This window comes from Prochlorococcus sp. MIT 1323, assembly GCF_047304905.1.
Classification (GTDB): Bacteria; Cyanobacteriota; Cyanobacteriia; order PCC-6307; family Cyanobiaceae; genus Prochlorococcus; species Prochlorococcus marinus_D.
Map to the genome: position 1 here is coordinate 33201 of NZ_CP138973.1, position 21317 is coordinate 54517.

The 21317-nt window shown below is 55.1% G+C and carries 26 protein-coding genes and 2 tRNA genes; 17 read left to right on the forward strand and 11 right to left on the reverse strand.

From position 1 onward, the window contains the following. The first annotated feature begins 872 nt into the window (after positions 1 to 872). Positions 873 to 1025 (forward strand): hypothetical protein, encoded by a 153-nt coding sequence (locus SIB68_RS00110; RefSeq protein WP_169189841.1) that lies wholly within the window; start codon positions 873 to 875, stop codon positions 1023 to 1025. A gap of 48 nt (positions 1026 to 1073) precedes the next feature. Beyond that, positions 1074 to 1343, forward strand: a complete 270-nt coding sequence (locus SIB68_RS00115; RefSeq protein ID WP_063399732.1) for a DUF1651 domain-containing protein — start codon at positions 1074 to 1076, stop codon at positions 1341 to 1343. A 169-nt stretch (positions 1344 to 1512) separates the two neighbouring features. Here SIB68_RS00115 and SIB68_RS00120 read toward each other — a convergent pair. From SIB68_RS00120 to SIB68_RS00130, 3 genes are all read right to left on the reverse strand, one after another. After that, a tRNA-Thr gene (locus SIB68_RS00120) sits at positions 1513 to 1584 on the reverse strand. Between the two features lie 10 nt (positions 1585 to 1594). Then, positions 1595 to 1676 (reverse strand) — tRNA-Tyr (locus SIB68_RS00125). Further along, positions 1639 to 1761, reverse strand: a complete 123-nt coding sequence (locus tag SIB68_RS00130) for a hypothetical protein (protein ID WP_255327626.1) — start codon at positions 1759 to 1761, stop codon at positions 1639 to 1641. Before SIB68_RS00130 ends, SIB68_RS00125 begins: the two co-directional genes overlap by 38 nt. Before the next feature lie 24 nt (positions 1762 to 1785). Between SIB68_RS00130 and aroQ the strand changes: the two genes are divergently transcribed. Further along, entirely contained in the window at positions 1786 to 2235 is a 450-nt protein-coding gene (aroQ, locus tag SIB68_RS00135; RefSeq protein WP_063399730.1) for a type II 3-dehydroquinate dehydratase, read from the forward strand. After that, positions 2232 to 2846 carry a tRNA-(ms[2]io[6]A)-hydroxylase gene (locus SIB68_RS00140; protein WP_063399728.1) on the forward strand — a complete coding sequence of 205 codons (615 nt, stop codon included), beginning with the start codon at positions 2232 to 2234 and terminating at the stop codon, positions 2844 to 2846. The genes aroQ and SIB68_RS00140 overlap by 4 nt, the downstream gene beginning before the upstream one ends. Before the next feature lie 14 nt (positions 2847 to 2860). Here SIB68_RS00140 and SIB68_RS00145 read toward each other — a convergent pair whose 3' ends face one another. Then, positions 2861 to 3418 (reverse strand): 1,2-dihydroxy-3-keto-5-methylthiopentene dioxygenase, encoded by a 558-nt coding sequence (locus tag SIB68_RS00145; RefSeq protein ID WP_063399726.1) that lies wholly within the window; start codon positions 3416 to 3418, stop codon positions 2861 to 2863. 62 nt (positions 3419 to 3480) lie between these two features. Between SIB68_RS00145 and cobI the strand changes: the two genes are divergently transcribed. Together cobI and SIB68_RS00155 are read left to right on the forward strand one after the other, a co-directional pair. Beyond that, positions 3481 to 4245 (forward strand): precorrin-2 C(20)-methyltransferase, encoded by a 765-nt coding sequence (cobI, locus tag SIB68_RS00150; RefSeq protein ID WP_063399724.1) that lies wholly within the window; start codon positions 3481 to 3483, stop codon positions 4243 to 4245. After that, positions 4245 to 4895 (forward strand): DUF4079 domain-containing protein, encoded by a 651-nt coding sequence (locus SIB68_RS00155; RefSeq protein WP_063399722.1) that lies wholly within the window; start codon positions 4245 to 4247, stop codon positions 4893 to 4895. Before cobI ends, SIB68_RS00155 begins: the two co-directional genes overlap by 1 nt. 120 nt (positions 4896 to 5015) lie before the next feature. Here SIB68_RS00155 and dusB read toward each other — a convergent pair whose 3' ends face one another. Next, positions 5016 to 6026 carry a tRNA dihydrouridine synthase DusB gene (dusB, locus tag SIB68_RS00160; protein WP_063399720.1) on the reverse strand — a complete coding sequence of 337 codons (1011 nt, stop codon included), beginning with the start codon at positions 6024 to 6026 and terminating at the stop codon, positions 5016 to 5018. Positions 6027 to 6327: 301 nt separating this feature from the next. On the opposite strand from dusB, the gene SIB68_RS00165 reads away from it, so the two are divergent. Then, positions 6328 to 6732 (forward strand): DUF1824 family protein, encoded by a 405-nt coding sequence (locus SIB68_RS00165; protein WP_063399718.1) that lies wholly within the window; start codon positions 6328 to 6330, stop codon positions 6730 to 6732. A gap of 297 nt (positions 6733 to 7029) precedes the next feature. On the opposite strand, the gene SIB68_RS00170 is transcribed toward SIB68_RS00165, so the two are convergent. Beyond that, positions 7030 to 7260: a Nif11-like leader peptide family natural product precursor gene (locus SIB68_RS00170; RefSeq protein WP_063397834.1), complete on the reverse strand. Its 231-nt coding sequence runs from the start codon at positions 7258 to 7260 to the stop codon at positions 7030 to 7032. A 647-nt stretch (positions 7261 to 7907) separates the two neighbouring features. Here SIB68_RS00170 and SIB68_RS00175 point away from each other — a divergent pair. The 7 genes from SIB68_RS00175 to proC all read left to right on the forward strand — a co-directional run bounded on the left by SIB68_RS00175 (position 7908) and on the right by proC (position 13278). Next, entirely contained in the window at positions 7908 to 8399 is a 492-nt protein-coding gene (locus SIB68_RS00175; RefSeq protein ID WP_196757093.1) for a DUF1823 family protein, read from the forward strand. 80 nt (positions 8400 to 8479) lie between these two features. Beyond that, the gene (der, locus tag SIB68_RS00180; RefSeq protein ID WP_063399797.1) at positions 8480 to 9847 is read left to right on the forward strand and encodes a ribosome biogenesis GTPase Der; all 1368 of its coding nucleotides are present in this window, start codon (positions 8480 to 8482) and stop codon (positions 9845 to 9847) included. Positions 9848 to 9850: 3 nt separating this feature from the next. Beyond that, positions 9851 to 10765: an energy-coupling factor transporter transmembrane component T family protein gene (locus tag SIB68_RS00185; protein ID WP_063399716.1), complete on the forward strand. Its 915-nt coding sequence runs from the start codon at positions 9851 to 9853 to the stop codon at positions 10763 to 10765. A gap of 17 nt (positions 10766 to 10782) precedes the next feature. Next, positions 10783 to 11049 (forward strand): PipX family protein, encoded by a 267-nt coding sequence (locus tag SIB68_RS00190; RefSeq protein WP_063399795.1) that lies wholly within the window; start codon positions 10783 to 10785, stop codon positions 11047 to 11049. Positions 11050 to 11056: 7 nt separating this feature from the next. Beyond that, positions 11057 to 11734 carry a YggS family pyridoxal phosphate-dependent enzyme gene (locus tag SIB68_RS00195; RefSeq protein ID WP_063399793.1) on the forward strand — a complete coding sequence of 226 codons (678 nt, stop codon included), beginning with the start codon at positions 11057 to 11059 and terminating at the stop codon, positions 11732 to 11734. Positions 11735 to 11861: 127 nt separating this feature from the next. Then, on the forward strand, positions 11862 to 12446 hold the full coding sequence (locus SIB68_RS00200; protein WP_063399714.1) for a cell division protein SepF: 585 nt from the start codon (positions 11862 to 11864) through the stop codon (positions 12444 to 12446). Positions 12447 to 12453: 7 nt separating this feature from the next. After that, positions 12454 to 13278 (forward strand): pyrroline-5-carboxylate reductase, encoded by an 825-nt coding sequence (proC, locus tag SIB68_RS00205; RefSeq protein WP_236068874.1) that lies wholly within the window; start codon positions 12454 to 12456, stop codon positions 13276 to 13278. Between the two features lies 1 nt (position 13279). Here proC and SIB68_RS00210 read toward each other — a convergent pair whose 3' ends face one another. The 5 genes from SIB68_RS00210 to hpf are packed head-to-tail and all read right to left on the reverse strand — an operon-like array spanning position 13280 to position 17977. Beyond that, the gene (locus SIB68_RS00210) at positions 13280 to 14458 is read right to left on the reverse strand and encodes a glycosyltransferase family 4 protein (protein WP_063399791.1); all 1179 of its coding nucleotides are present in this window, start codon (positions 14456 to 14458) and stop codon (positions 13280 to 13282) included. 30 nt (positions 14459 to 14488) lie between these two features. Further along, entirely contained in the window at positions 14489 to 15904 is a 1416-nt protein-coding gene (locus SIB68_RS00215; protein WP_063399710.1) for an MFS transporter, read from the reverse strand. Continuing rightward, positions 15891 to 16694: a DNA repair protein RecO gene (recO, locus tag SIB68_RS00220; RefSeq protein WP_063399708.1), complete on the reverse strand. Its 804-nt coding sequence runs from the start codon at positions 16692 to 16694 to the stop codon at positions 15891 to 15893. The genes SIB68_RS00215 and recO overlap by 14 nt, the downstream gene beginning before the upstream one ends. Beyond that, entirely contained in the window at positions 16691 to 17374 is a 684-nt protein-coding gene (gene deoC / locus SIB68_RS00225; RefSeq protein WP_063399706.1) for a deoxyribose-phosphate aldolase, read from the reverse strand. The genes recO and deoC overlap by 4 nt, the downstream gene beginning before the upstream one ends. A gap of 15 nt (positions 17375 to 17389) precedes the next feature. Next, positions 17390 to 17977: a ribosome hibernation-promoting factor, HPF/YfiA family gene (gene hpf / locus SIB68_RS00230; protein ID WP_063399704.1), complete on the reverse strand. Its 588-nt coding sequence runs from the start codon at positions 17975 to 17977 to the stop codon at positions 17390 to 17392. A gap of 12 nt (positions 17978 to 17989) precedes the next feature. On the opposite strand from hpf, the gene lipB reads away from it, so the two are divergent. The 3 genes from lipB (at position 17990) to SIB68_RS00245 (ending at position 21255) form a co-directional block, all read left to right on the forward strand. Continuing rightward, positions 17990 to 18721, forward strand: coding sequence for a lipoyl(octanoyl) transferase LipB (gene lipB, locus SIB68_RS00235; RefSeq protein ID WP_063399789.1), 732 nt, complete (start codon positions 17990 to 17992; stop codon positions 18719 to 18721). A gap of 155 nt (positions 18722 to 18876) precedes the next feature. Next, positions 18877 to 20742, forward strand: coding sequence for an AMP-binding protein (locus SIB68_RS00240; protein ID WP_413682002.1), 1866 nt, complete (start codon positions 18877 to 18879; stop codon positions 20740 to 20742). 69 nt (positions 20743 to 20811) lie between these two features. Next, complete coding sequence (locus tag SIB68_RS00245) at positions 20812 to 21255, forward strand: YlqD family protein (RefSeq protein WP_063397846.1); 444 nt, start codon at positions 20812 to 20814, stop codon at positions 21253 to 21255. Positions 21256 to 21317: the final 62 nt, after the last annotated feature.

A 21317-nucleotide genomic window follows, 5' to 3' on the forward strand; every position in this document is an offset into this window, starting at 1 on the left:
TTTTGAGCCAAGGCTCAGCAATGGCGAGAAGCTTGTAGGCGTCAAATTTTTCTCTTCAATTCAGCGAACCTGCTCGTTGATCTTGAGGAGCTTGATCTGATCGGTGATCATCGAGAGCGTTTGAGGCTGTTTGCTGATCCTGCCTACTTCTCTCGAAGAGATACTGATCCGTGCTTTCTCGAGTGTTGTTTGCTTTTTCTTTGCTCGCCAGTTCCGATTAATGGGAACAACTGAACAACGCTGGCTCACTGATTGGGCTCCATAGGGTTGGCAGAGCTTTAAAAAAGACCTCCTAGGCTTTTTAAGCTGGGATTTATTTCTGCGGAGCCAATGAAATGGAGACACTGAAAAGCATTGTGCTTCCTGTGGTTGCGGCAGCTGCTCTGCTAATAGCAGCTTTGTCTCTTGCTTTCATTGCGTTCAGTTTGGCGCCTGTCGCTCACTGGGCAAATAATCAAAACATCTGTGTTGAACAAGAAATCGCGAAGTCGAAGGCTCCTATTTCATGGGGTGTGAGGAAGTGCAATGGCCGCTCAAAGGTCTATCAAGTGCAGCCAACTTGATTTTGCGGGGGCCTGTGGAAAGGCCCCCTGAGCCACAGCGGGTCTCAATCGTGCCCGTATCCCATTTGTGCAAGAAGAGATCTAGTGGCTTGCCCTAGCAATAACCCAAGGCTTTTGGCATGTCATTGGGGTGAACCAGACAGTGCTTTTAGTGGACTTGGTTGATTGTCAAAAGTCTTTTGAGAGAGCCAGCAGGGCTGTGCGCGCTTTTGGTTGCTGCCCTTGAGGTTGCATCGCAAGAGGTATTGGGTAGAAAGCAGATCAGCATGCAGTCCAGCCACCATGTCTTTGATCGAGCGTTGGGATGCGATGAGCGACGAGACAAAGACAATCGTCAAGAAATTCGGTGCGTTCTCTTTGCTTCTCTTTGTTGCTCTCTCGGTTCTTAGAGCCCTTGTGCCTTTGGCGATCATTGCCGCCGGTGGCTATTGGGCTTACAAGGAGTTGGCGAAGAGGGCTTGACGCGCTCCCCACCCTTGAAGTAATACATACTTACTACTAAGGGGCGTTATGGGCGGCAGTTCTGCATGTGAGCCAGAAGGTTGGTTGATTGATCCAAACAAGCACTGGTCCCTTCGCTTCCATCGAGATCAAAAGTCTTGGAGGAGCGATCTGTTTGTGTTTATGGATAAAGGGCGAGCAATGCCTGACGGGTCTCCTGCCTTGCTCAAAAGCAGGAGGCACTTGCCGAAGCGTGATGCCGTTGAGATCTGGAACAAGTTGAGGGCAGATGGATGGTCCCGTGTGGAGCCGCAATGGGGGGTTGGCTTAGACCCTTGACACACCAAGAACAAACCTGAACACCTCGTCTTAAAAACCTGCTACCTGGTTGAAAGAACTTGAAAAGAGGAGATGGATTTTATTTCTCTCAATTGCCTGCATCGGCACAACAAAAGAGACTTTTGCTGTCTCTTGACTGCTCTTGGATTTCCTTCGGTCTCGGTTTCAATGCCCTCGCCGGGATTTGAACCCGGGACCTCTCCCTTACCAAGGGAGTGCTCTACCACTGAGCTACAAGGGCATGTGGAAGGTGGGCCGGGTTGGATTTGAACCAACGTAGGCAGAGCCAGCGGATTTACAGTCCGCCCCCATTAACCACTCGGGCACCGACCCGAACCACACCTGCTGACATTACCAGCAGATCGCACCTTTGTGGCTGAATGTCTGGGAAGGTCTTGTGGGGATCGATACGATCCATTCACCCCCTTCATGCTTCAGGGCCATGCGATTGCTGCTGCTCAACGGCCCCAATCTCAACCTTCTCGGTCAACGAGAGCCTGGTGTTTATGGAGTCATGACGTTGAAAGCGATTGAGGCAGACCTGCTCGCTCAGGCGGAGGCAGAAGCGGTTCAGCTTGAATGTTTCCAGAGCAACTTTGAAGGTGCTTTGGTGGATCGCATCCATCAAGCCATCGGCCAGGTGCAAGGAATCCTGATCAATGCTGGGGCCTATACCCATACCTCGGTTGCTTTACGGGATGCTCTGCTCGGTGCAGCGATTCCATACGTGGAGTTGCATCTCAGCAATACCCATGCCCGTGAGGGCTTCCGCCATCACTCTTATCTTGCTGATCGCGCTGTGGGCGTGGTGAGCGGTTTTGGTGCATTGAGCTATCGCCTTGCTTTGGAAGGGCTGTTGGCTCATTTGCGTCAGCCGCAGCAGGCCCTATGAGTGCTCTTGCTGCTGCTAAGACGTCAAACGCCACGATCAAATGGCTGGCGGCTCCCACCAGTGATGCTTGGTTGGAGCAGGCGATTGCTCATCCGCTCGAGCTGCTGATTGATCACGCTCATTGCGAGCGCAAGGCGGCGGGTGCCGTCGTGCAATTGATGTTCCGCTACTTGTGTGAGCCTGGGCTCGCAGAAGTTCTCAGCCCCTTAGCAAGAGAGGAGCTGGAGCATTTTGAGCGTGTGCTCACGTTGCTCAAGGCCAGAGGGCGTTATCTGGAGCCTCTGGCTGCACCCCCTTATGGCGCAGTTTTGGCCAAACAGATCCGTAGGGATGAACCGCAGCGCATGCTCGATAGTTTTCTGGTGGCAGGGCTGATCGAAGCCCGTAGCCATGAACGCATGTCGTTGCTTGCCACCCACCTAGCTGATCTGGAGTTGCGTCAGCTCTATGCAGATCTGCTGGCGAGTGAGGCGCGTCATTTCGGCCTCTATTGGAGGCTCTGTGAGCAGCGTTTTCAGCGTGAGCTGATCATTGCTCGTTTGCAGGAGTTGGCAGAGGTGGAGGCAGGGATCCTCGCCAACTTGCACCCTCAGCCGCGCATGCATAGCTGAAGCCAACTTCAGCCTCATGGCAGCTTGGCGAATCTCTCGGCGATCGCATCCCCTGTGAAGCTTGCAATCCAGCCTTCTGGGTTATCGAAGAAGCGCACAGCACAAAACTGTGGCTTGCTGCCCATATCGAACCAATGGCGAGTTTTTGCTGGCACGTTGATGCAGTCGTTTTGTTCGCAGAGCACTTGCAGCACTTCCGCGCCGATGTGTAAGCAGAACAAACCACGGCCTTCTACAAAGAAGCGAACTTCGTCTTCGGCATGGGTGTGTTCGGCTAAGAATTTTTGGCGCAGCGCTTCACGATCGGGGTGGTCTGGCGTGATTCGGATTGCATCCACCGTGGGGTAACGGCCATCTGCCTGCACTCGGGCGATCTCGACGGCGTAGGCCGCAAGGATGTCGGCCTCGCTTGGGTTCTGATTGAGCTTGGCTTTGGCTGGCCAATGCTGGAATTCAATGCCCCGTTTGGCCAGCTCGGCTTTGATCACTGCAGGATCATCGCTCTCCAATAAGGGTTCCGCCGGGCTTGTGGCGTTGGTGCTGCCTTCGGGGTGGATGCTGAGGCGACTCATTCCCAGAGGTTTAAGGGGGCTTTGCAGCCATCTTGATCGTGGCGTCTTAGAACGACGGCTGAATGTTTCGTTCGGCTTTGTTGAGCCCTGCTGTTTCAACTACAGCTCTCATCCTGGTCGGAGTGGGCCCTGGTGATCCTGCCCTGTTGACACTGGCTGCCATTGAGGCGATTGAAGCGGCCACTGTTGTGGCCTATCCCGTGGCACGGCAAGGGGGCAAAGGGATGGCCGCGAGCATTGCCTCGCGATGGATTCGTGCTGAGCAACGCCAACTGCCATTGCTTTTTCCCATGGTGGCTGCCGCTGAACCGCGCCAGCAGGCTTGGCGAGAGGCCAGTGATCAACTGGCAAATGCCGTTGCTGAAGGAGAGCGTGTGGTGGTGCTTTGTCAGGGTGATGTGTCTCTGTTTGCCACCAGTTCCTACATCTTGCTTGCTTTGAAGAAGCATCATCCTGATTGCCAGGTTCGGCTGATCCCAGGAGTCACGGCCGTTGCAGCCGCCGCTGCTGCAGGTAACTGGCCCTTGGCGATGCAGCAGGAACAACTTTTGCTTTTGCCGACCCCCGATCAATCCAGCGAGCTCGAGGTTCTACTAGAGGAAGCTGCTGGTGCTGGGCGTGTGCTGGCGTTGCTCAAGTTGGCGCACCGCTGGGCCTGGGTGAGGCCCATGCTCGAAGAGCGCCATTTACTGCAATCAGCACTCTTTGCCCAGCATTTGGGCTGGCCCGATCAGCAGGTGTTGCAGGCCAGCGAGGTGCCCGCAACAGCTAAGCCCTATTTTTCGTTGTTGTTGGTGCGCCAAGGCTGGCCGGAGGTGATGCCCTGATGTCTAGTGCTCTCTCTTTGACCGCCATGCAGTGGTTTGGCTTGTTGCACCCCGTGCTGATCATTTTGTTTGTCTATCCCGTGGTGGGTGCCACGATTCGGCTTGGCACTTTGGCTCGCGAGCGGCGCTTGCAGATCAATCCGCTGCCTGCCTCGGTGCCTGTTGAACATGCCGAGCATGGCCGCTGGGTTGCTGGAGGGGTGTTGGTGGCAGTGTTAATCGCCTTTTTTCATAGCTATTTGGCCGCTTGGTTCGAGGCGGTGCCTGGGGGCTTGGCTGGCGTTGGTCGGCTCGTGGTCTTGGCCTTTGCAGAGTTGGGCACTGTGGTGATCTACCTCCGTCTCCTCAAGGTGAGGCGCCCTGCTGCGCGTGCGCTGTTGGGCCTCGCTTGCTGGTTGGCATTGCTGCTGCTGGGAGCACAACCGGAGATCAATCGCCTCACAGACAACCCTTTCGATGCAGACTTTTGGCGCTCCCACTACTGGAGCGGTGTGTTACTGAGCGGGTTGTTAATTGCATCGGTGGCAGCCAAACCTGAGATTGCTCGTCATCTCTCGATGCGACGACTGCATGTTTACGCCAACGTGTTGGTTGCTGTATTGCTTGCAGTGCAGGCGATTACAGGCACACGTAATCTCTTAGCAGCTTGAGCAGGCCATTGATCGCAACTGGATGATGAGCCGTTGAGTTGATGACGGCGATTGATTAGTGATATTGGCTGGGTGATTGGATGTGGCTTGGTAGCGGCTTGATCGCAACTTGAGGCTTGATTAGGCGTTGGTCGCTTCTGGCCATGCCGTTATGAGTTCTGCGCTGGCTTGCTCTAACAGTGATATTGCATCCGTTGGCGTTGGTGCACGCATCAGGGCATGGCGCAGTTTTGATGCGCCGGGGAAGCCGCTACAAGTCCATCCCATGTGTTTACGGGCAATCAAGAGGCCATGTTCCCCCTTTGCTTGTACCAGCGCTTCAAGTTGTTCACGAGCAATGGTGAGTCGCTCTGCTGCTCCAGGCGTTGCAGGCACTGGGTGGCCGGATAGTGCTGCATCGATTTGGCCCACAAGCCATGGCGCTCCCAGCGAGCCTCTGCCCACCATCACGCCATCGGCTCCAGTGATCGTTAGGCAGCGCTTGGCATCCATGTCGCTCTTGACATCGCCATTGGCAATCACGGGGATTTGCAGTGCGCTTTTGACGGCAGCGATGGCGTGCCAATCAGCTGAGCCTTTGAAGCCTTGCTCTCGAGTTCGAGCATGCAATGTCAACATTTGGGCGCCGGCCTGCTCGAGTGATTGGCACCATTCAATTGGTTTTGCATCGCTGCCACACCAGCCCAGCCTTGTCTTCACGGTGACTGGGATTTTGACCGCTGCAGCAACAGTGCTCACGATTTTTGCTGCCAGTTGTGGGTCACGGATCAGACCAGAGCCACCGCCCTTGCGTGCAATCTTGCGCACAGGACAGCCCATGTTGATGTCGATCAGGAAGGCACCAGCAGCCTCTGCTCGTTGTGCAGCATCGGCCATCGCTTCTGGGCGGTGATCGAACAATTGCACGCCAATGGGCCCGGCTTCATTGGCGAGTTCGTCGATTTTCTGTAGGCCGTGGCCTAGCTCCAGGCTGGTTGCATTGACCATTTCTGTGAATAACAATGCATCTGGCGCCCAGCGCCGAACCAGGCGTCGGAAGATCTGATCACTCACGCCTGCAAGGGGCGATTGCAGCACTCTGCAGCGCAGTGCCCTTGTTGTTCCCCTGCCGGGCAGGCTGAGTTCAGGCACAATGTTGATGATCAGAGTGATCGGATCAACATCCTAGAGAGAATGGCCTCTCTTCATTCAAGGGAGCGTTCTCTAAAAATAAGAATTTTTGGTTTTGTGTGATTGATGGTGGGCTAAATGAGGTGTGAGAATGAATTAGTTGGAGAAGCTTTCGCTTGTTATCGTGGGACAAAAATTGGATTGCAAGTATAACTTTGGCTTTTTGGGAAGTCATTTTTGCTTGTCAAAGACCATCATGCCTCCTCATCCTTGATGGCGGGGCTATGCTATAATTATTGCATGAATATGTAGCTTTTGTGACATGTCTGAGCTGGTGATTAAGTCATTAAAGGATCTCGATGGTCTCCGTTCGGCGCCTGATCTTGATGCGACGCAATCGAAGCATTTGCTTGATCAGCTTTGTGCCTCTATGGGCGATGCTGATTGGTTCACAGTGGGAATCATGGCCCCTTCCTCTAGCTTGGCAATTTTTGTCTTACGAGAGATGGAATCTCGTTTTAATTGGTCTGCCATGAATGTCGTTGATAAGCCTGCTGGCGAAGGGCCTGTCTTTCTTAAGGCGAATCAAAAGACCGGTGATATCCATGTACGCATCGAGCATGGCTTAGGTGAAGGCGTCTTGCTCAGTTGCCAACATAACAATGAAGAAAAAGAAGCAGATACCCTAGGCCCTTTCCCATTAGACTTTTTTAAAATGAAGGATTGAACTTGTTCTGATATTGAATTAAGTTCCTTCGGTTTCATGATCAACAGAAGAGATGCACGATTAGCAAATTAGAGAAATGAGCCATTATAATTTGTCTAAACGTTTTTTGTAATGCCTCTTCCCTTCTTTTTCGATGTGCCCGTTTCGTATTTTTACTATCTATTGGCGGGTACGCTGCTGGGCTTTGTCTTGTTAATTGCTTTTATCTTCTTTAAAATCAAACAAACTCGTTCCTGAACGCTGTATTTGTGATTACTGCCCTTTTCTCTTTGCTGCTGCTAAAATTTGATTTGGCATTCATCCGTTCATTTCTTTTCTATAGCCACTGCTGAAATATCCACGCTCATCATGTGAAAGCTCTGTGCCTGAGTATTCAAAGATGCCTTTTTCTAAATCTTCCATCGTGACTGTATAACCAGCAGCTTTGGCAAGCATCAATACATCCGTCCCTTCGGTTTTTAGCTTCTGCTCTAAGGATGGGCACGCACGCAGCATGGTCATGAATGCTTTGAGATGTGCTTCAGACATACCGTCTTTTGGTAGTTAAGCTGCGTCATCGTATCGACGAATTTAAATTGATCAAGTGCCAATTGTGGAGTGTTTGGCTTTGCTGATGTTGGCTGTGGCGAGCGATTGACTGGGTTAATGAGCCCTTATTTCTCGCGTAGGTTTTCCCGATTTTGCCGATGGCTTGCCTCTCAATCTCGATTACTCTTGACAGTAAACCTAAAATAAATTTTATGCTTGATTCTCTGAACGCTTCTACCCTGCTTGTCGTTGGTGGGATGGCAACCTTGATGTTGCTTTATGCTGGTTTCATCCTGTTTAAGATACGCCAGCGCACTCCTTAGCAAGCATCTCTAGCTTTGATTTGAGGCAATAAGGATCTTGGCTGTTTGGTTTTGATGTTGTTAAGGCGATGTTGCGACCATCGGCTTTTCATTCGCTGAATACGATCGCATCTGCTTAGCAGATGGAGTTGAGCTTTCCTTGATGGAAGTTGGTGATGATTTATCGCTCACAGCAGATGGCATTCACACCACCTTGCTGGATGTTGATAAGGGTGAGTTTCTCGTTGCTGATGTGATTGACTATATCTGATAGAAGAAACCTTGTCCTGGTTCCACATACAATGATTGTGACCGGTGAAATTGGCTTTGCTTCTCATTTAAGTCTTGAATTGTTCTGAAATTTCTTTGCAGGATCCGTCTCTGACTTGGCCTCTTAGCCGGGCTCTATTACTCCAGATTCTCGAAGACCGTCTTAGCGATCGGTTTGTTGCCGAATTGATCTGGGAGCGGCTTGGTTATCAACCCAGTGCTGATTCAGCGTCTGCTTGGTCTGCCGGGCCCCAAACACCGCAGCCCTGGCGTGATGCCTTCCCCACTGCCCCGCCTGTGATTGCGCAGCGGCCGGCAGCTGTACAGCTCACCCGCTCGATCGCAAAAGAACACAAACAGCTGTTAAAGCAGCAGCTTGATTTCGCTGGCTATCGCATTGATGAGCTCTACCCTCGTCGCACCCGTCGTGCCACGGCTGTGAACTGGTTGCTGGCCTGGTTGGCGCAACGGGGAGACGCTCTTCCCGCCGAAGGCCCCTTGCCGCAACCTCTTGACCCTCCCCTTGACCCCGTTAAAGGGCATCCTGGCGATCCGATTGTTGAGTGAACCCTGATTGCAGAGCTGCATCACCCCGTCTCGGTTTGATGCCTCTGTAGGGTCGAGAATGATTGCAAGGATTCAGCCCAGTGGCGCGTCCGATTGTCGCCATCATCGGTCGCCCCAACGTCGGCAAGTCCACGCTGGTGAATCGACTTTGTCGCAGTCGCGAGGCGATCGTTCATGACAAGCCAGGCGTCACCCGCGATCGCACCTATCAGGATGGTTTCTGGGGAGATCGTGAGTTCAAGGTGGTCGATACCGGTGGGTTGGTCTTTGATGACGACAGTGAGTTTTTGCCCGAGATTCGCGAACAGGCCAACTTGGCCCTGGCGGAAGCCTCTGTAGCACTTGTGATTGTTGATGGCCAGCAGGGTGTTACGGCTGCAGATGAGTCGATCGCTGAATGGTTACGCACGCAACCATGTCCCACGCTGGTGGCGGTTAATAAGTGCGAATCGCCAGATCAGGGTTTGGCGATGGCGGCCGAGTTTTGGCGTCTTGGCCTGGGAGAGCCGTTCCCGATTTCTGCAATCCATGGCGCTGGCACAGGTGATCTGCTCGATCGTGTGCTCTCTCTTCTGCCGCCAAAGCATGAGGAGGCAGAAGAAGATGAACCGATTCAGATGGCCATCATTGGCAGGCCCAATGTGGGTAAATCAAGCCTGCTCAATGCTATTTGTGGCCAGCCACGCGCGATTGTTAGCCCGATTCGTGGCACCACCCGCGACACAATCGATACACGTCTTGAACGTGAAGGCCATCCTTGGAGACTGATCGATACAGCTGGCATCAGGCGTCGGCGCAGTGTGAATTACGGCCCTGAGTTTTTTGGCATCAACCGGAGTTTTAAGGCGATTGAACGCAGCGATGTGTGTGTGTTGGTGATTGATGCCCTTGATGGGGTCACAGAGCAGGATCAGCGCCTGGCCGGCAGGATTGAAGATGATGGCCGCGCATGCGTGCTGGTGGTGAACAAATGGGATGCGGTCGAGAAAGATAGTCACACCATGCCGATGGTTGAAAAAGAGCTGCGCGCCAAGCTTTACTTTCTCGATTGGGCCACGATGTTGTTCACCTCTGCACTCACTGGGCAGCGGGTGGAAAGTATCTTTGCTTTGGCCTCCTTGGCGGTTGAGCAGCACCGTCGTCGGGTGAGCACCTCGGTGGTGAATGAGGTGTTGAAGGAAGCCTTGAGTTGGCGCAGTCCACCCACGTCCCGTGGGGGGCGCCAGGGACGCCTTTATTACGGCACTCAAGTGGCTAGCAGGCCGCCTAGTTTCACGTTGTTTGTCAATGACCCGAAGTTGTTTGGCGATACCTACCGCCGCTATGTGGAACGGCAGTTACGAGAAGGGCTTGGTTTTGATGGCACTCCCTTGAAGCTGTTTTGGCGTGGTAAGCAGCAACGGGCTGCCGAACGTGAGCTGGCTCGTCAGCAGAACCGTTCGGGATAAGTCATGGACTGGTTGCGTCAGCTTCCGATCGGGCAGTACGTGGCTGGCAACTCCGGTTGGTTGCGTCGTCTCGATCCCCGTTTGAAGTTGGCCTGGGTGTTGATGTTCCTGCTGACGCCAGTACTGGCTGGCTCGTTGTGGCGTATTGGTTTGGTTGTTGCGCTTGTCTTGATCACCTTGGCCAGTGGTTTGCCGGTGCGGATCTGGTGGCGATCGTTGCTGCTGTTGCTGTTTCTGGGCGCTCTTGTGGGGGTGTTCGCCATGATGTTGCCGACGGGGGAAACCGCTGCCACCCTTGCTGTGCGCTCGCCGCAGGAAGTGCCGGGGGCGAGTGTGACCAGTCTTTCTTGGGAGTTGCTGCGGCTTGGTCCCCTGCGCCTTGGTCCTTTGGCATTGGGGCCCTTTGTGGTTAATCGTCGTTCTGCTGAGTTGGGATTAAACACAGCCACTCTGATCTTCACTGTGGTGCATAGCGTCAACTTGATGTTGCTCACCACCCAGCCGGAGGATTTGGTTTGGGCTTTGAGCTGGTGCCTGGCACCGCTGGCCTTGATTGGTGTGCCTGTCGATCGGCTTAGCTTTCAGTTACTGCTTGCCTTGCGCTTTCTACCCTTGGTGCAGGAGGAGTTGCAGAACCTCTTACGGTCTCTAGCTAGCCGAGCCGTGAACTTGCGGCAGTTGGGTTTCAAGGCCTCTTTTGGTTTGATCCTTTCAGTGGGCGAACGCCTCTTGGCCAACATCCTCTTGCGAGCTGAGCAAGGAGCAGACGCTTTGCTTGCTCGTGGAGGTCTTTGGTTGCCGCCCGATCAGTTCCGCCCTCAGGTGTTATTGACTGGAGCGTCCCTTTGGCTCAACATCGCTTCGGCAATGTTGCTGCTGTTTGTGCTTGGCTTGCGTGGGAAGTACGGTGCTTTGTAGATGATGAACTGTTGCAGGTGAGCGCCGAGAGCTATCTCAATCACCCCACGTTCGGAATGCTCTATCTCGTGGCCCCCGCCGGCGATGGTCGAGACGTTTACGCCACGCTCTATGCCCAGAGGATGTTTTTTCTCGTCACGCTGCAACCTAGAGGGGCACAGTTTGAGGTGATTCCCTATCAGGACGCGCGCCATTACGCCGAACTTCATCTGACTCATTGTCGGCGTGATCGCTCCCCTGAGTACGAGAGTTGGCAGCAGTTGTTTGCTCAGACCTTTATCTGAGGTTGATGTGACGTTGTCTGCTCGTTGGCACGATCTGGGTGATCGGCTTGCTGATGGAGTTCATCTTTTGGCTGTGAGTAAGGGGCATCCCGCAACCTTGATCCGTCAACTTGCCGAGCTTGGTCAGCAGGATTTTGGAGAGAGTCGTTTGCAGGAGGCTTTGCCCAAGTTGGAGGCCTTGGCGGATCTCAAAGGTCTGCGTTGGCATTTCATTGGACGTCTACAGGCGAACAAGGTGCGGGGAGTGGTGAGATCCTTTGCCGTGATCCATTCCGTGGATTCTCTGGCTTTGGCAGAACGCATTTCAAGAATTGCTGCTGAAGAGCAGTGCTGCCCGCAGGTGATGTTGCAGGTCAAATTTCGCGATGATCCCTCTAAGGGTGGTTTCTCTCAAGAGCAGCTCATGCAGGCTTGGCCCGATCTGATCCAGTTGCCTCATTTGCAGTTGATGGGTCTGATGACAATGGCTCCTATAGAGCTTTCACTCGAGCAACGCCAGGAGCTTTTTCGGCAGTGCCGTGAACTTGCCGATCAGCTTGGCTTGCCTGATTGCTCAATGGGAATGAGCGGTGATTGGCTTGAAGCTATGCATGCAGGGGCTACCTGGTTACGGTTGGGGTCAAGTCTCTTTGGCGCGCGTTCAATGGCTAAGTCTTCTTCCGTAGATGACATTAATGCTGTCTAAACCCTTGCCCCGGCCTGCTTAGAGCGCTATTTAGGTGTCAGGTTAAGCAGTCTTCCTCTAAGGGGAACTTACCTTCAGTCGGTTTTAAGCCGATTTACGTTCACATCATCGCGAGAGGATCCCAACGGTGTCGCTTATTTCCCGTCTTCGTGCTGTCGTCGCTGGTGATGACTATCTCGATAGCGATTACGACGACCTCGATTACGACACCGATGACCATATGGATGCTGATCACAGAAGTGATCATGCCAGTGGCGGTGCTTTGGCGACGCCATCAGATTCCAGCCCTTTTGATCTTGGTGGGGGTTTCTCCGGTTCCAATGTGATTGGTATGCCAGGGGTTGGTTCGACTTCTGCTGAGGTGAACCTGATGGAACCAAGGAGTTTTGATGAAATGCCTCGTGCCATTCAGGCCCTGCGAGAACGCAAGACTGTGATCCTCAATCTCACGATGATGGAACCTGATCAGGCGCAGCGTGCGGTGGATTTTGTTGCTGGTGGCACCTTTGCCATTGATGGTCACCAAGAGCGGGTAGGAGAGAGCATTTTTCTCTTTGCTCCTAGTTGTGTCACGGTTTCCAATACCAGTTATGACGAGGCTTCTTCACCATCGATGGTGAGTCAGGATCACGATTCAGTACCGTCATCGTCTCAACAAACTGGTGCGGCGCCTGTTCCGGCCTGGGAGGTCACCAGCGCTGGTGGCCTCTAATCACTCCATGCCCTGCTCTTTGGGGGTAATCGGCCTGGGTCGAATGGCTCAGGCTCTTGTTTTGCCGCTGTTGAAGCAGGGAGAGCTTGCTCCGCAGCAGGTTGTTGCGCTAGTGGGCCGTGCTGCAAGTGTCGAACGTCTCGCAGACCAGCTGCCAATAGGTCTGCGTTTGAAAGCTGCAGATGATCCCACTGCGGCAGAGGCATGGATGGCGCCCATTCAATTGCTAGCTGTAAAACCGCAGCAGCTTGATCAGATAGGGGCTTCAGCAGCTCGTCTTAAGCAAACTGCAGATAGGCCGCAGCTGTTGATTTCTGTGCTTGCTGGCGTGACCTTGGCTCGTTTGCAGCAGGCTTTCCCCGCTCATGCCTGTGTGCGTGCCGTTCCAAATACCCCTGCCTTGGTAGGAGCTGGGCTCACTGGATTGTCTTGGGGAGAGGGAGTTACGGCAGAGCAACGCCTATCGGTTGAGCGATTGTTTTTGCCGGTGAGCGAGGTGCTGGAATTGCCGGAGTCGCAGCTGGATGCTTTTTTGGCGTTGACGTCATCCGGCCCTGCCTATGTGGCACTGGTGGCTGAGGCGATGGCTGATGGTGCGGTAGCGGCAGGCCTGCCAAGGTCCTTGGCCCATCATCTTGCCCATCGCACCCTTGCTGGCACAGCAGCCTTGCTTAAGGAGCAGAAACTGCATCCTGCGGAGCTTAAGGACATGGTGACCTCTCCGGGTGGCACCACGATTGCCGCACTGCGCAAGCTTGAGCGGGCCGGGGTTCGTTCTGCTTTGATTGAGGCGGTTGTTGCAGCTGCTCAACGTAGCCGTGAACTGGCTTGAGTTAGGCCGCCATCTTTGTCGCCCCTAATAAGCCGCGGTAGAGCGTTTCCAGGTCATCGATGTTGCGGGTGATGGTGTATCGCTCCAGCACGCGCATACGGGCGCGGCGACCCAGTTCGGCTGTTAGTACGGGCTGATCGCATAGCACCGGCAGCAGGGTGCGCAATTGGGTGGTGACACCCTGTGTGCTTAATACGATGCCCGCACCGCCATCCAACACTTCCCCATCAGCCCCGGCGTCAGTGGCCACGCAGGCTGTACCTGTTGCCATGGCCTCTAGCAGTGCCAGAGACAAACCTTCTACCAGGCTTGGCAGGAGGAAGACTTCAGCGCATTGCAGTAGGGCCACCTTGGTATTGAGATCTGACTCATAGCCCCACCAGAGCACGTTGTTTTCTTTTGTTGGGGTTGAGTTGTTTTGCAGGGTCGAACGCAGAGGGCCATCGCCAACGATGACCAGTCGACAGCCCTTGGTCTCTACAAGTCGCCAAGCGCGCAGCAGTGCCTCCACATTTTTTTCTGCTGCGATGCGTCCCATGTAGAGGAAAATTCGTTCATTTCCCAGACGTCCAAGCACCTCTTGCTGCATTGGGTTGGTGCATTGGGGACTTGTTGGTGCCCAACATTCAGGATCGACGCCATTGGGGATCACGGCGAGTCGTTGTTCCTGTACTCCAAGTTTGGTAAGAACCTCAGCTTGCAGCTCGGAGAAGACGATCACCTTGTCATAGCGAGCCAGGGCAGGGGCGTAGAGCTGATACGTGAGCTGTTGTGTGCCAGCCGTGAGGTGGCGCATGCCGCTATCAAATGGTGGGTGGAAGGTTGCCACCAATGGCACACCGATTTGCTCGCAGAGTTCTGGCAGCCGGAAGTCGAGAGGGGAAAGGGTGAGGCTGGCGTGGACGAGATCGGGTTGCAGTCTTTCTAATGATTCCCTGAGTTCTCGCTGCGCTCCTGGGAAGGGAATGGTGTAAACCTGTGACTTCACCAGGTATGGCAGGCTCACTTCTGGGTCATTGGCCAACAGTGCGCTCTCGCCGTTGCTAAGGCCGCCTGGATTGTCGAAGTGAATAAAACTCGTCTGATGGCCGCGTTGTCTTAGGGCCTCAGTCGTGTTGAGACCGTAGGTGACGTTGCCGCAGAACGGTGTTTTTTTGCCTAGCCAGGCAATGTGAGCCACCTGCTGCAATCCTCCTGCCGAATGTGAAAGCTAGCAGCGCTGCCAAGGGCGCTCTAATAAAGCTGCTACTAGGGCAAGTGCAGCAAGCAACCACAGCACTGGCACGAGCCCATAGCTGCTGACCAGAGCGCCAGCCAGCACAAGAGGCAAACTCAGGGTGATGTTGATGAGGTTGTTTTGTAGGCCAAACACCTTGCCGCGCTGTGCTTCTGGCGTGTCTTCTTGAATGGTGGTCTGGGCTGGAATCGCTACAAGGGCTGCTCCCACGCCCAGCAAGCCGCATAGCAAAAGAGTTGGTCCGAGAGAACCAAGGACTCCTCCAAGCAGCACAAGGGTGCAGGCGATTGTGCCCAGGCCGGTTGCACACAAGTTGCGGCGGTTGAAGCGGTGGCCGGTTTGGGCCATCACCACAGCCCCCAGGGCCATCCCAATCCCACTCATCGCCAAGATCATGCCGAAACCAGTTGGCCCCAAACCTTTGATCGAACCTGCCAAGGTGATGGCCAGCACGTACATGGCTGCTAGCAGGCTATAGATCACAACAAGGTGGAGCATTGCCCCTCGCACAGCAGCCTGTTGGCGAAGCACCTGCAGACCATCGCCGATTTCCTTCCAGACACTTTCTCTAGAGCTGTCGCGGGGCTGCTCCTGCATGTGGATCGTGCTGAGGCTGATCGCTGCCATGCCGTAGCAGAACGGTAGGAGCAGAAATTCCCCTCCATTCAGTCCTAGGGAGAGGAAGGCTTGTTTGAGCAGACGCAGGATTGGATCACCAAGGGCGAAGCCCACAATCGTGGCGCCCATGCTTGTTGCTTGATACAGGGAATTGGCAGCCAGGAGATGTTCCTTTGGCACCAGTTGAGGGATAGTTGCTTGCTCGGCTGGCGCGAAGAATTGGGTGAGAACTGACTCCAGAAAGGTCATCAGCAGCAGTGCCCAGTACCCCCAGCTCAGACCCATCCAATGGGGACCTGGCAAGAGACAAAGTGGGGCCAAGAGCACCAGCAGAGCACGCAGCGCGTTGGAGGCCACCATCACGCGACGTTTTGGCCAGCGATCAGCCCAGACACCCGCCACGGTTCCCAGCAACATTGCTGGAATGGTGTTGGCTACATAAATGCCTGTGGCAAGCAGGGTGATCTTTTGGGCGCGGGTTTCGAAATCCATCCGAATCGCCGCCGCCACCTCTGCAAGCGCCTCATTGCTTTGAGGGGTACTGCTCACCCAGTACTGGGCAATCAGGTACACCATCAAAACGATGTAGAACTTGTCGGCCAGTTGGGAGAAGATCTGACCGATCCACAGCCGGCGAAAGCCATCCAGCTTGATCACCGCTGCCAATCCGCGGCGTCCTTCTGGATTCGAGCCGGTTGGGAGGGCCGGTTCGGGGCTGTTTAGAGTTGGACCGCTCAAGATGCTTGTGGTGCCGCGGTTATGATCGCCCATCGCTTGAGCTGATGATGGCCTCGCGCAACATCCCTAGAGCTCGCATGTGATGTGGCAGATGGGTGCGGATCCAGCACTCCACTACCGCGAGCAACCGCAGCCACACCTCTGGCGGACCCATCAACTCGCCATCGCGTCGCATGGGCAGGGCAGGGCGAAGCAGCCGCTGCAATAGGGCTAGCTCTGAGGGATTCAGTTGCAGTGCTGCGCCGGGTAGGGCGCCGATGGCAAAACCCTCTTCTGGCATCAAACTGCAGCGCCATTCCCATTGGCCCAGGGGTGGCTCCAGCGCTGTGCCGTTGCGACAGCATTCCTGTACTGGCAGGCCATAGCCGCCTAGAGCAAGTAAATGCACGCACGCTTGCACGCTGCAGGCCAGGGTTGTGTTTGGCTGCGCTGGGTGGGCTTGGCTGAGGGCCTCGAGTCGTTCGAGATGCATCAGCAGTGTGTTTAGCAGGCCAGGTAGAGGATCGTTGCCTGCTACCAACATCAGGCTGAGTTCTGCAAGGGCCTGGGCAGCTGCCAGTGTTTCTAGCTGCTTCCCCACACTGTTAAAGCTGCGTAATACCTTGAGTTGCCGCACCCTTGCTAGGCCTCGGCGTCCTGCGACTTGCAGCTCCAGCAAGCTGAGTGGCACTGCTGCTGCAAGGCTGCTGCGTGGTCGTCGCGCCCCAGGTACGGCAAGGCGAGTCACTCCTTCTTGATCGCTGAGCAGAGTGAGAAGTCGATCATGTTCCCCGAGCGGTCCCACCTTCAAAGAGAGGCCGTTGAGGCGTCGTTCTCCACTCACGTTTGGCCACGGCGTAGTGCCTGCATGAGAGCTGGGCCTTGGCTGGTACCAAGACGGGTTGCGCCTGCTTCCACCATGTCGAGGGCTTGCTCGAGAGTGTGTAACCCCCCGGCCGCTTTGATTCCGCAACGACCCCGAGCGAGGTTTGCCAACAGACGAATATCAGCTGCCGTTACTGCTGGGCCGAAACCATTCCCACTTTGCAGCCCGCTGACGTCAGCATCGATGGCGGCGTCGACTGCCAAGCTCAGGCTATCCGCCGGCAGGCGGGCCATGTTGAGGATGACGTGTACAGGTAGCCCTAGTGCACAGATCTCGGCAAGTTCTTCGGCAAAGAGTTCTGCTTTTCCTTGGCTTAGGGCCCAGAAGTCTGGAACCACATCGAGCTCTTCAGCTCCATGATCGGCGGCCCATTCCGCTTCGGCTTGTTTGAGCGTGCTTGGTATGGCACCGAAGGGAAAAGCGATCACGGCAATCAGCCGCGTTGGACCTGGAGGACCGAGTCGTTCGCGAGCCGCCTGCAGGCGATTGAGGTTGGTGCATACGCCTGCAAAACCGAAGTGACGTGCTGCATCACAGGTCTGCTGTAGGACCTCTTGATCAAGGTGGGGATCGAGCAGTGCCTGATTGATCAGTGGTGCTAGATCAGGTAATTCACGCTGCTGGGAGGGTCCAGGCATCAAGATTGCTCATGCTTAATCTCGAGCCTGTATAACCCCGTAGCCGCCATGGTTACGTCGGTAGATCACCTGCAATTGGCCACTTTCTTGTTCGCGGAACAGGTAGAAATCGTGGTCGATCAGGTCTAGTTGATGCCGGGCTTGTTCGACGGTCATTGGCGACATGGCGAAGTATTTGCGCCTAACGCCTGGACTGGGGAGGTGGGCCTCCTTGCCATCGAGTAGTGAACCGTCGATAGGGGCTTCATCAATCACCGCTTCGGTGGTCGGCGTTGACGAGGCTCGATGCCCGGGGCTGTGATGGTGATCGCTGTGGCGTTCCTTGTAGCGGCGTAGTTGACGGCACAGCTTGCTGGCTACTAGATCAATGCTGGCGTAAAGGTTTTCACTGCGTTCTTGAGCGCGGATTACGGTGCCGTTAGCAAAAACGGTGACCTCGGCAGTCTGTTGAGGCACGCTCGGGTTTCGGGCGACTGAAAGGTGCACATCAGCTTCCTTCACCATGTCTTCAAAGTGTTGAATCGCCCGCTCCAGTTTTGATTGTGTGTATTCGCGTAGGGCAGGTGTTAGTTCAAGATTGCGACCATGGATCAGCAGCTTCATGGCATCCCTCCGGTGCCGATTGATATCGGCAAGTTAGTTACTACCTCTACATCGGCACAATCCCGATCGGCTTTTTTGTTTGAGTGCAGTGAGCCAGTGCCCTTCGAGATGGCTTGGGTTTGGCAGCAGCAGTGGCAGCAACATTTGTTTGCCAAACCCCTTGCTCCGCAGGCGGTTTGGCTGTTGCAGCATCAGGCTTGCTACACCCTCGGTCGCGGTGCAAGCGAGGTCAATCTGCTCTTTGATGTCAACAATCCGCCTGCTGCGTTGCATCGCATTGATCGGGGTGGTGAGGTGACCCACCATTTGCCTGGGCAGTTGGTGGTCTATCCCGTGTTGGATCTTCGGCGCTATCAAACCGATCTGCATTGGTATCTGCGTCAGCTTGAGCAGGTATTGATTGATGTTTTGGCTGTTTTGGGATTGACAGGTGAGCGCTTGCAGGGACTCACCGGGCTATGGCTGGAAGGTCGCAAGGTGGCTGCGATTGGCGTGGGTTGTCGTCGCTGGATTACTCAACATGGATTGGCTCTCAACGTGGATTGTGATCTTGAGAGTTTTTCCGCCGTTGTCCCCTGCGGCCTGGTGGGTCACCCGGTGGGTCGGCTGAATCAATGGATCCCTGGGCTCACAGTGGCGGAGGTGCAGCCTCTGATGCGTCAGAGCCTGAGTGACCGTTTTGGTTTGGTTTGGCAGATCCCAGAGTCTCTGGCCAAGCCAGGGGCATTTGCGTCCGATGCTTAGCGCTCTTAGCCCTGTTTGCATTGAAGATGTCAGATGAGGTAGCAGCAGGTAGCAGGTTGAAAGACGACAACCATGAGGGTTCTCTAGCCAAGGCGGTTTGGCGCCCTTCTAGACATGAAGAAGATGGATTAGCGCATCAGGGTCATGTCGCCCAGATGGGCCGCGTTGATCAGATCTGGCTTTGGTTGGCCCAGAAGCATGGCCAAATCCTGGCGGTTGATGCTCCTCATGCGACTCATCCTGAACGCTTTCGCTATGGAGAGCTTGCTGAGCAGATCGCTTTGGCTGCTGCTGCGTTCAGCCATCTCGGCATCGGCGGTGGAGATGTGGTGGCGTTTTTTGCTGAAAACAGCCCCCGCTGGTTGATCGCGGATCAGGGTTTGATGCGCACTGGTGCTGCTAATGCGGTGCGAGGAGCGACTGCTCCACTGGAAGAGCTGCGCTACATCCTCGCGGATTCAAGCGCTGTTGCCTTGGTGGTACAGAACGCCGAGTTGTGGCACAAGCTTGCTCTTACCGATGAGCAGCGCAGGCCTTTGCGCTTGGTTTTACAGCTTGAAGGTGAGCCCGCTGATGGCGTGATGGGGTGGCAGGAACTGCTTGCTGCAGGAGCGGGTCAGCCTGCACCAGATCCCTTGAAGGATCGCGATTCGGGCTCAGCGGCAACTGTGACGGCCACGATTCTCTACACCTCTGGAACAACAGGGCAGCCAAAGGGTGTGCCCCTTAGCCACGCCAACCTCCTCCATCAGATGAGGTGCTTGGCTTGTGTAGCTTTCCCCTCTCCGGGTGCGCCGGTGTTGAGTGTGCTGCCGATTTGGCATGCCTACGAACGCAGCGCGGAGTATTACTTCTTTTCGTGTGCATGTACTCAGAGCTACACCACGATCAAGCAATTGAAGCGGGACCTGCCGCGGGTTAGACCGATCGTGATGGCGACGGTGCCGCGGCTTTGGGAGGCGATTCAGGCGGGCTTTGATGAAGCGGTTAAGGCTATGCCAACTGGACGGCAACGCTTGCTGCGGATGGCTCTTGCCAACAGTGGCTCGCAACGAAAGGCTTGGCGTAGCTCTCGAAACCTGCTGCTGGAGCCGGTGCCTTTGACCACCCGGACGCTGGCTTTGCTGGAGGCAACGCTGCGCTGGCCTTTGCATGGTCTGGCGGGTGCTCTGCTCTGGCCCAAGGTGCTGAATCAGCTCTGTGGGGGGCGGCTACGTTTTCCCATTAATGGTGGTGGAGCGATTGCACCACATGTGGATGCCTTCTTTGAGGCGGTTGGGCTGGAGCTGTTGGTGGGCTACGGCCTCACTGAGACAAGCCCAGTCGTCAGTTGCCGAAGGCCTTGGCGCAACATTCGTGGCAGTTCAGGACCGCCTCTTCCTGATACTGAGTTTCGGATCGTGGACCCTGAAAGCGGCGTGGACTTGATGTTTCGTCAACGTGGCCGTGTGTTGGTGCGGGGGCCTCAAGTGATGGCTGGTTACTTGAGGAAACCAGATGCCACAGCCAAGGTGCTTGATGGGCAGGGTTGGTTCGATACCGGTGATTTGGGAATGCTGTTGCCCGATGGCTCCTTGGTGCTGACTGGTCGCGCTAAAGACACGATCGTGCTCAGTAGTGGCGAGAACATCGAGCCTGGTCCGTTGGAGGCGGCATTGGTTGCGAGTCCACTTTTGGAACAGGTGATGCTTGTGGGCCAGGATGAGCGGCAGCTTGCTGCACTGGTGGTGCCAAGGGAGGAGGAAATGCTGGCTTGGGCAGAGGATCAGGGATTGTCTATGCAGACTGGCCTGAGTGGATCTCCTGGGGATGAGGCGTTGCGGCGCTTGCTGCGCGGCGAACTCAATCGATTGCTGGCTCAGCGCTCAGGGTCTCGGGCGGATGAACGGTTGGCGGGTGTCGCTCTGGTCGAGGCGTTCACGATCGAGAACGGCTTGCTGACTCAGACTCTCAAGCAGCGGCGCGATCGGATCACGCTCCGAGATGGGGCATTGATTGCGGCCCTTTATGGTCGCTGTTGATTTCGTTTTCAGCCGGCAGTTGACCTCATGGTCACAGGCTGAGACCCTTAGCCATTACTCATCACTTTCATGTCCGAAGGCACGACCCTGTCGATTAAGCGCTCGATTACTGTTCGCGCGGTAGTTACACCAGATTGGAAGGAGGAGGCTGAGCGTGAGCTCAGCAACGCCATTGCAACCACCGATCAGCAGTTGGCCCAGTTGGAGCAGGAAGGTCAGCAGGTGGTTGATGAGGTCCGTCGCCAGAGTGCGAATCCCCTCGACCCACGCGTCCAGGAGCAGGTGGCCCAGGTGCAGCAACAGGTGGCTGGCAAGCGCAGTGAGTTGGAGGAACAGAAGCGCAACCTGCTGCAGCAGCAGGCGCAGGTGCGCGAACTAGAGATGGAGCAGATTGTTGAGCAGGGTCAGATTGAAAGCTTTTGTGACCTGAGCGTCGGTGACAACCTGGTGAAGAAGATGCAGGTGTCTGTGGTTGTACGCGACGGTGTTGTGGTGGAGATAGAGGGAGCCTGACCTCCTTTGAAGATGGGCTTAAGTATTGAAAATAATGTTGGATACAAACTTTGGAGTTAACT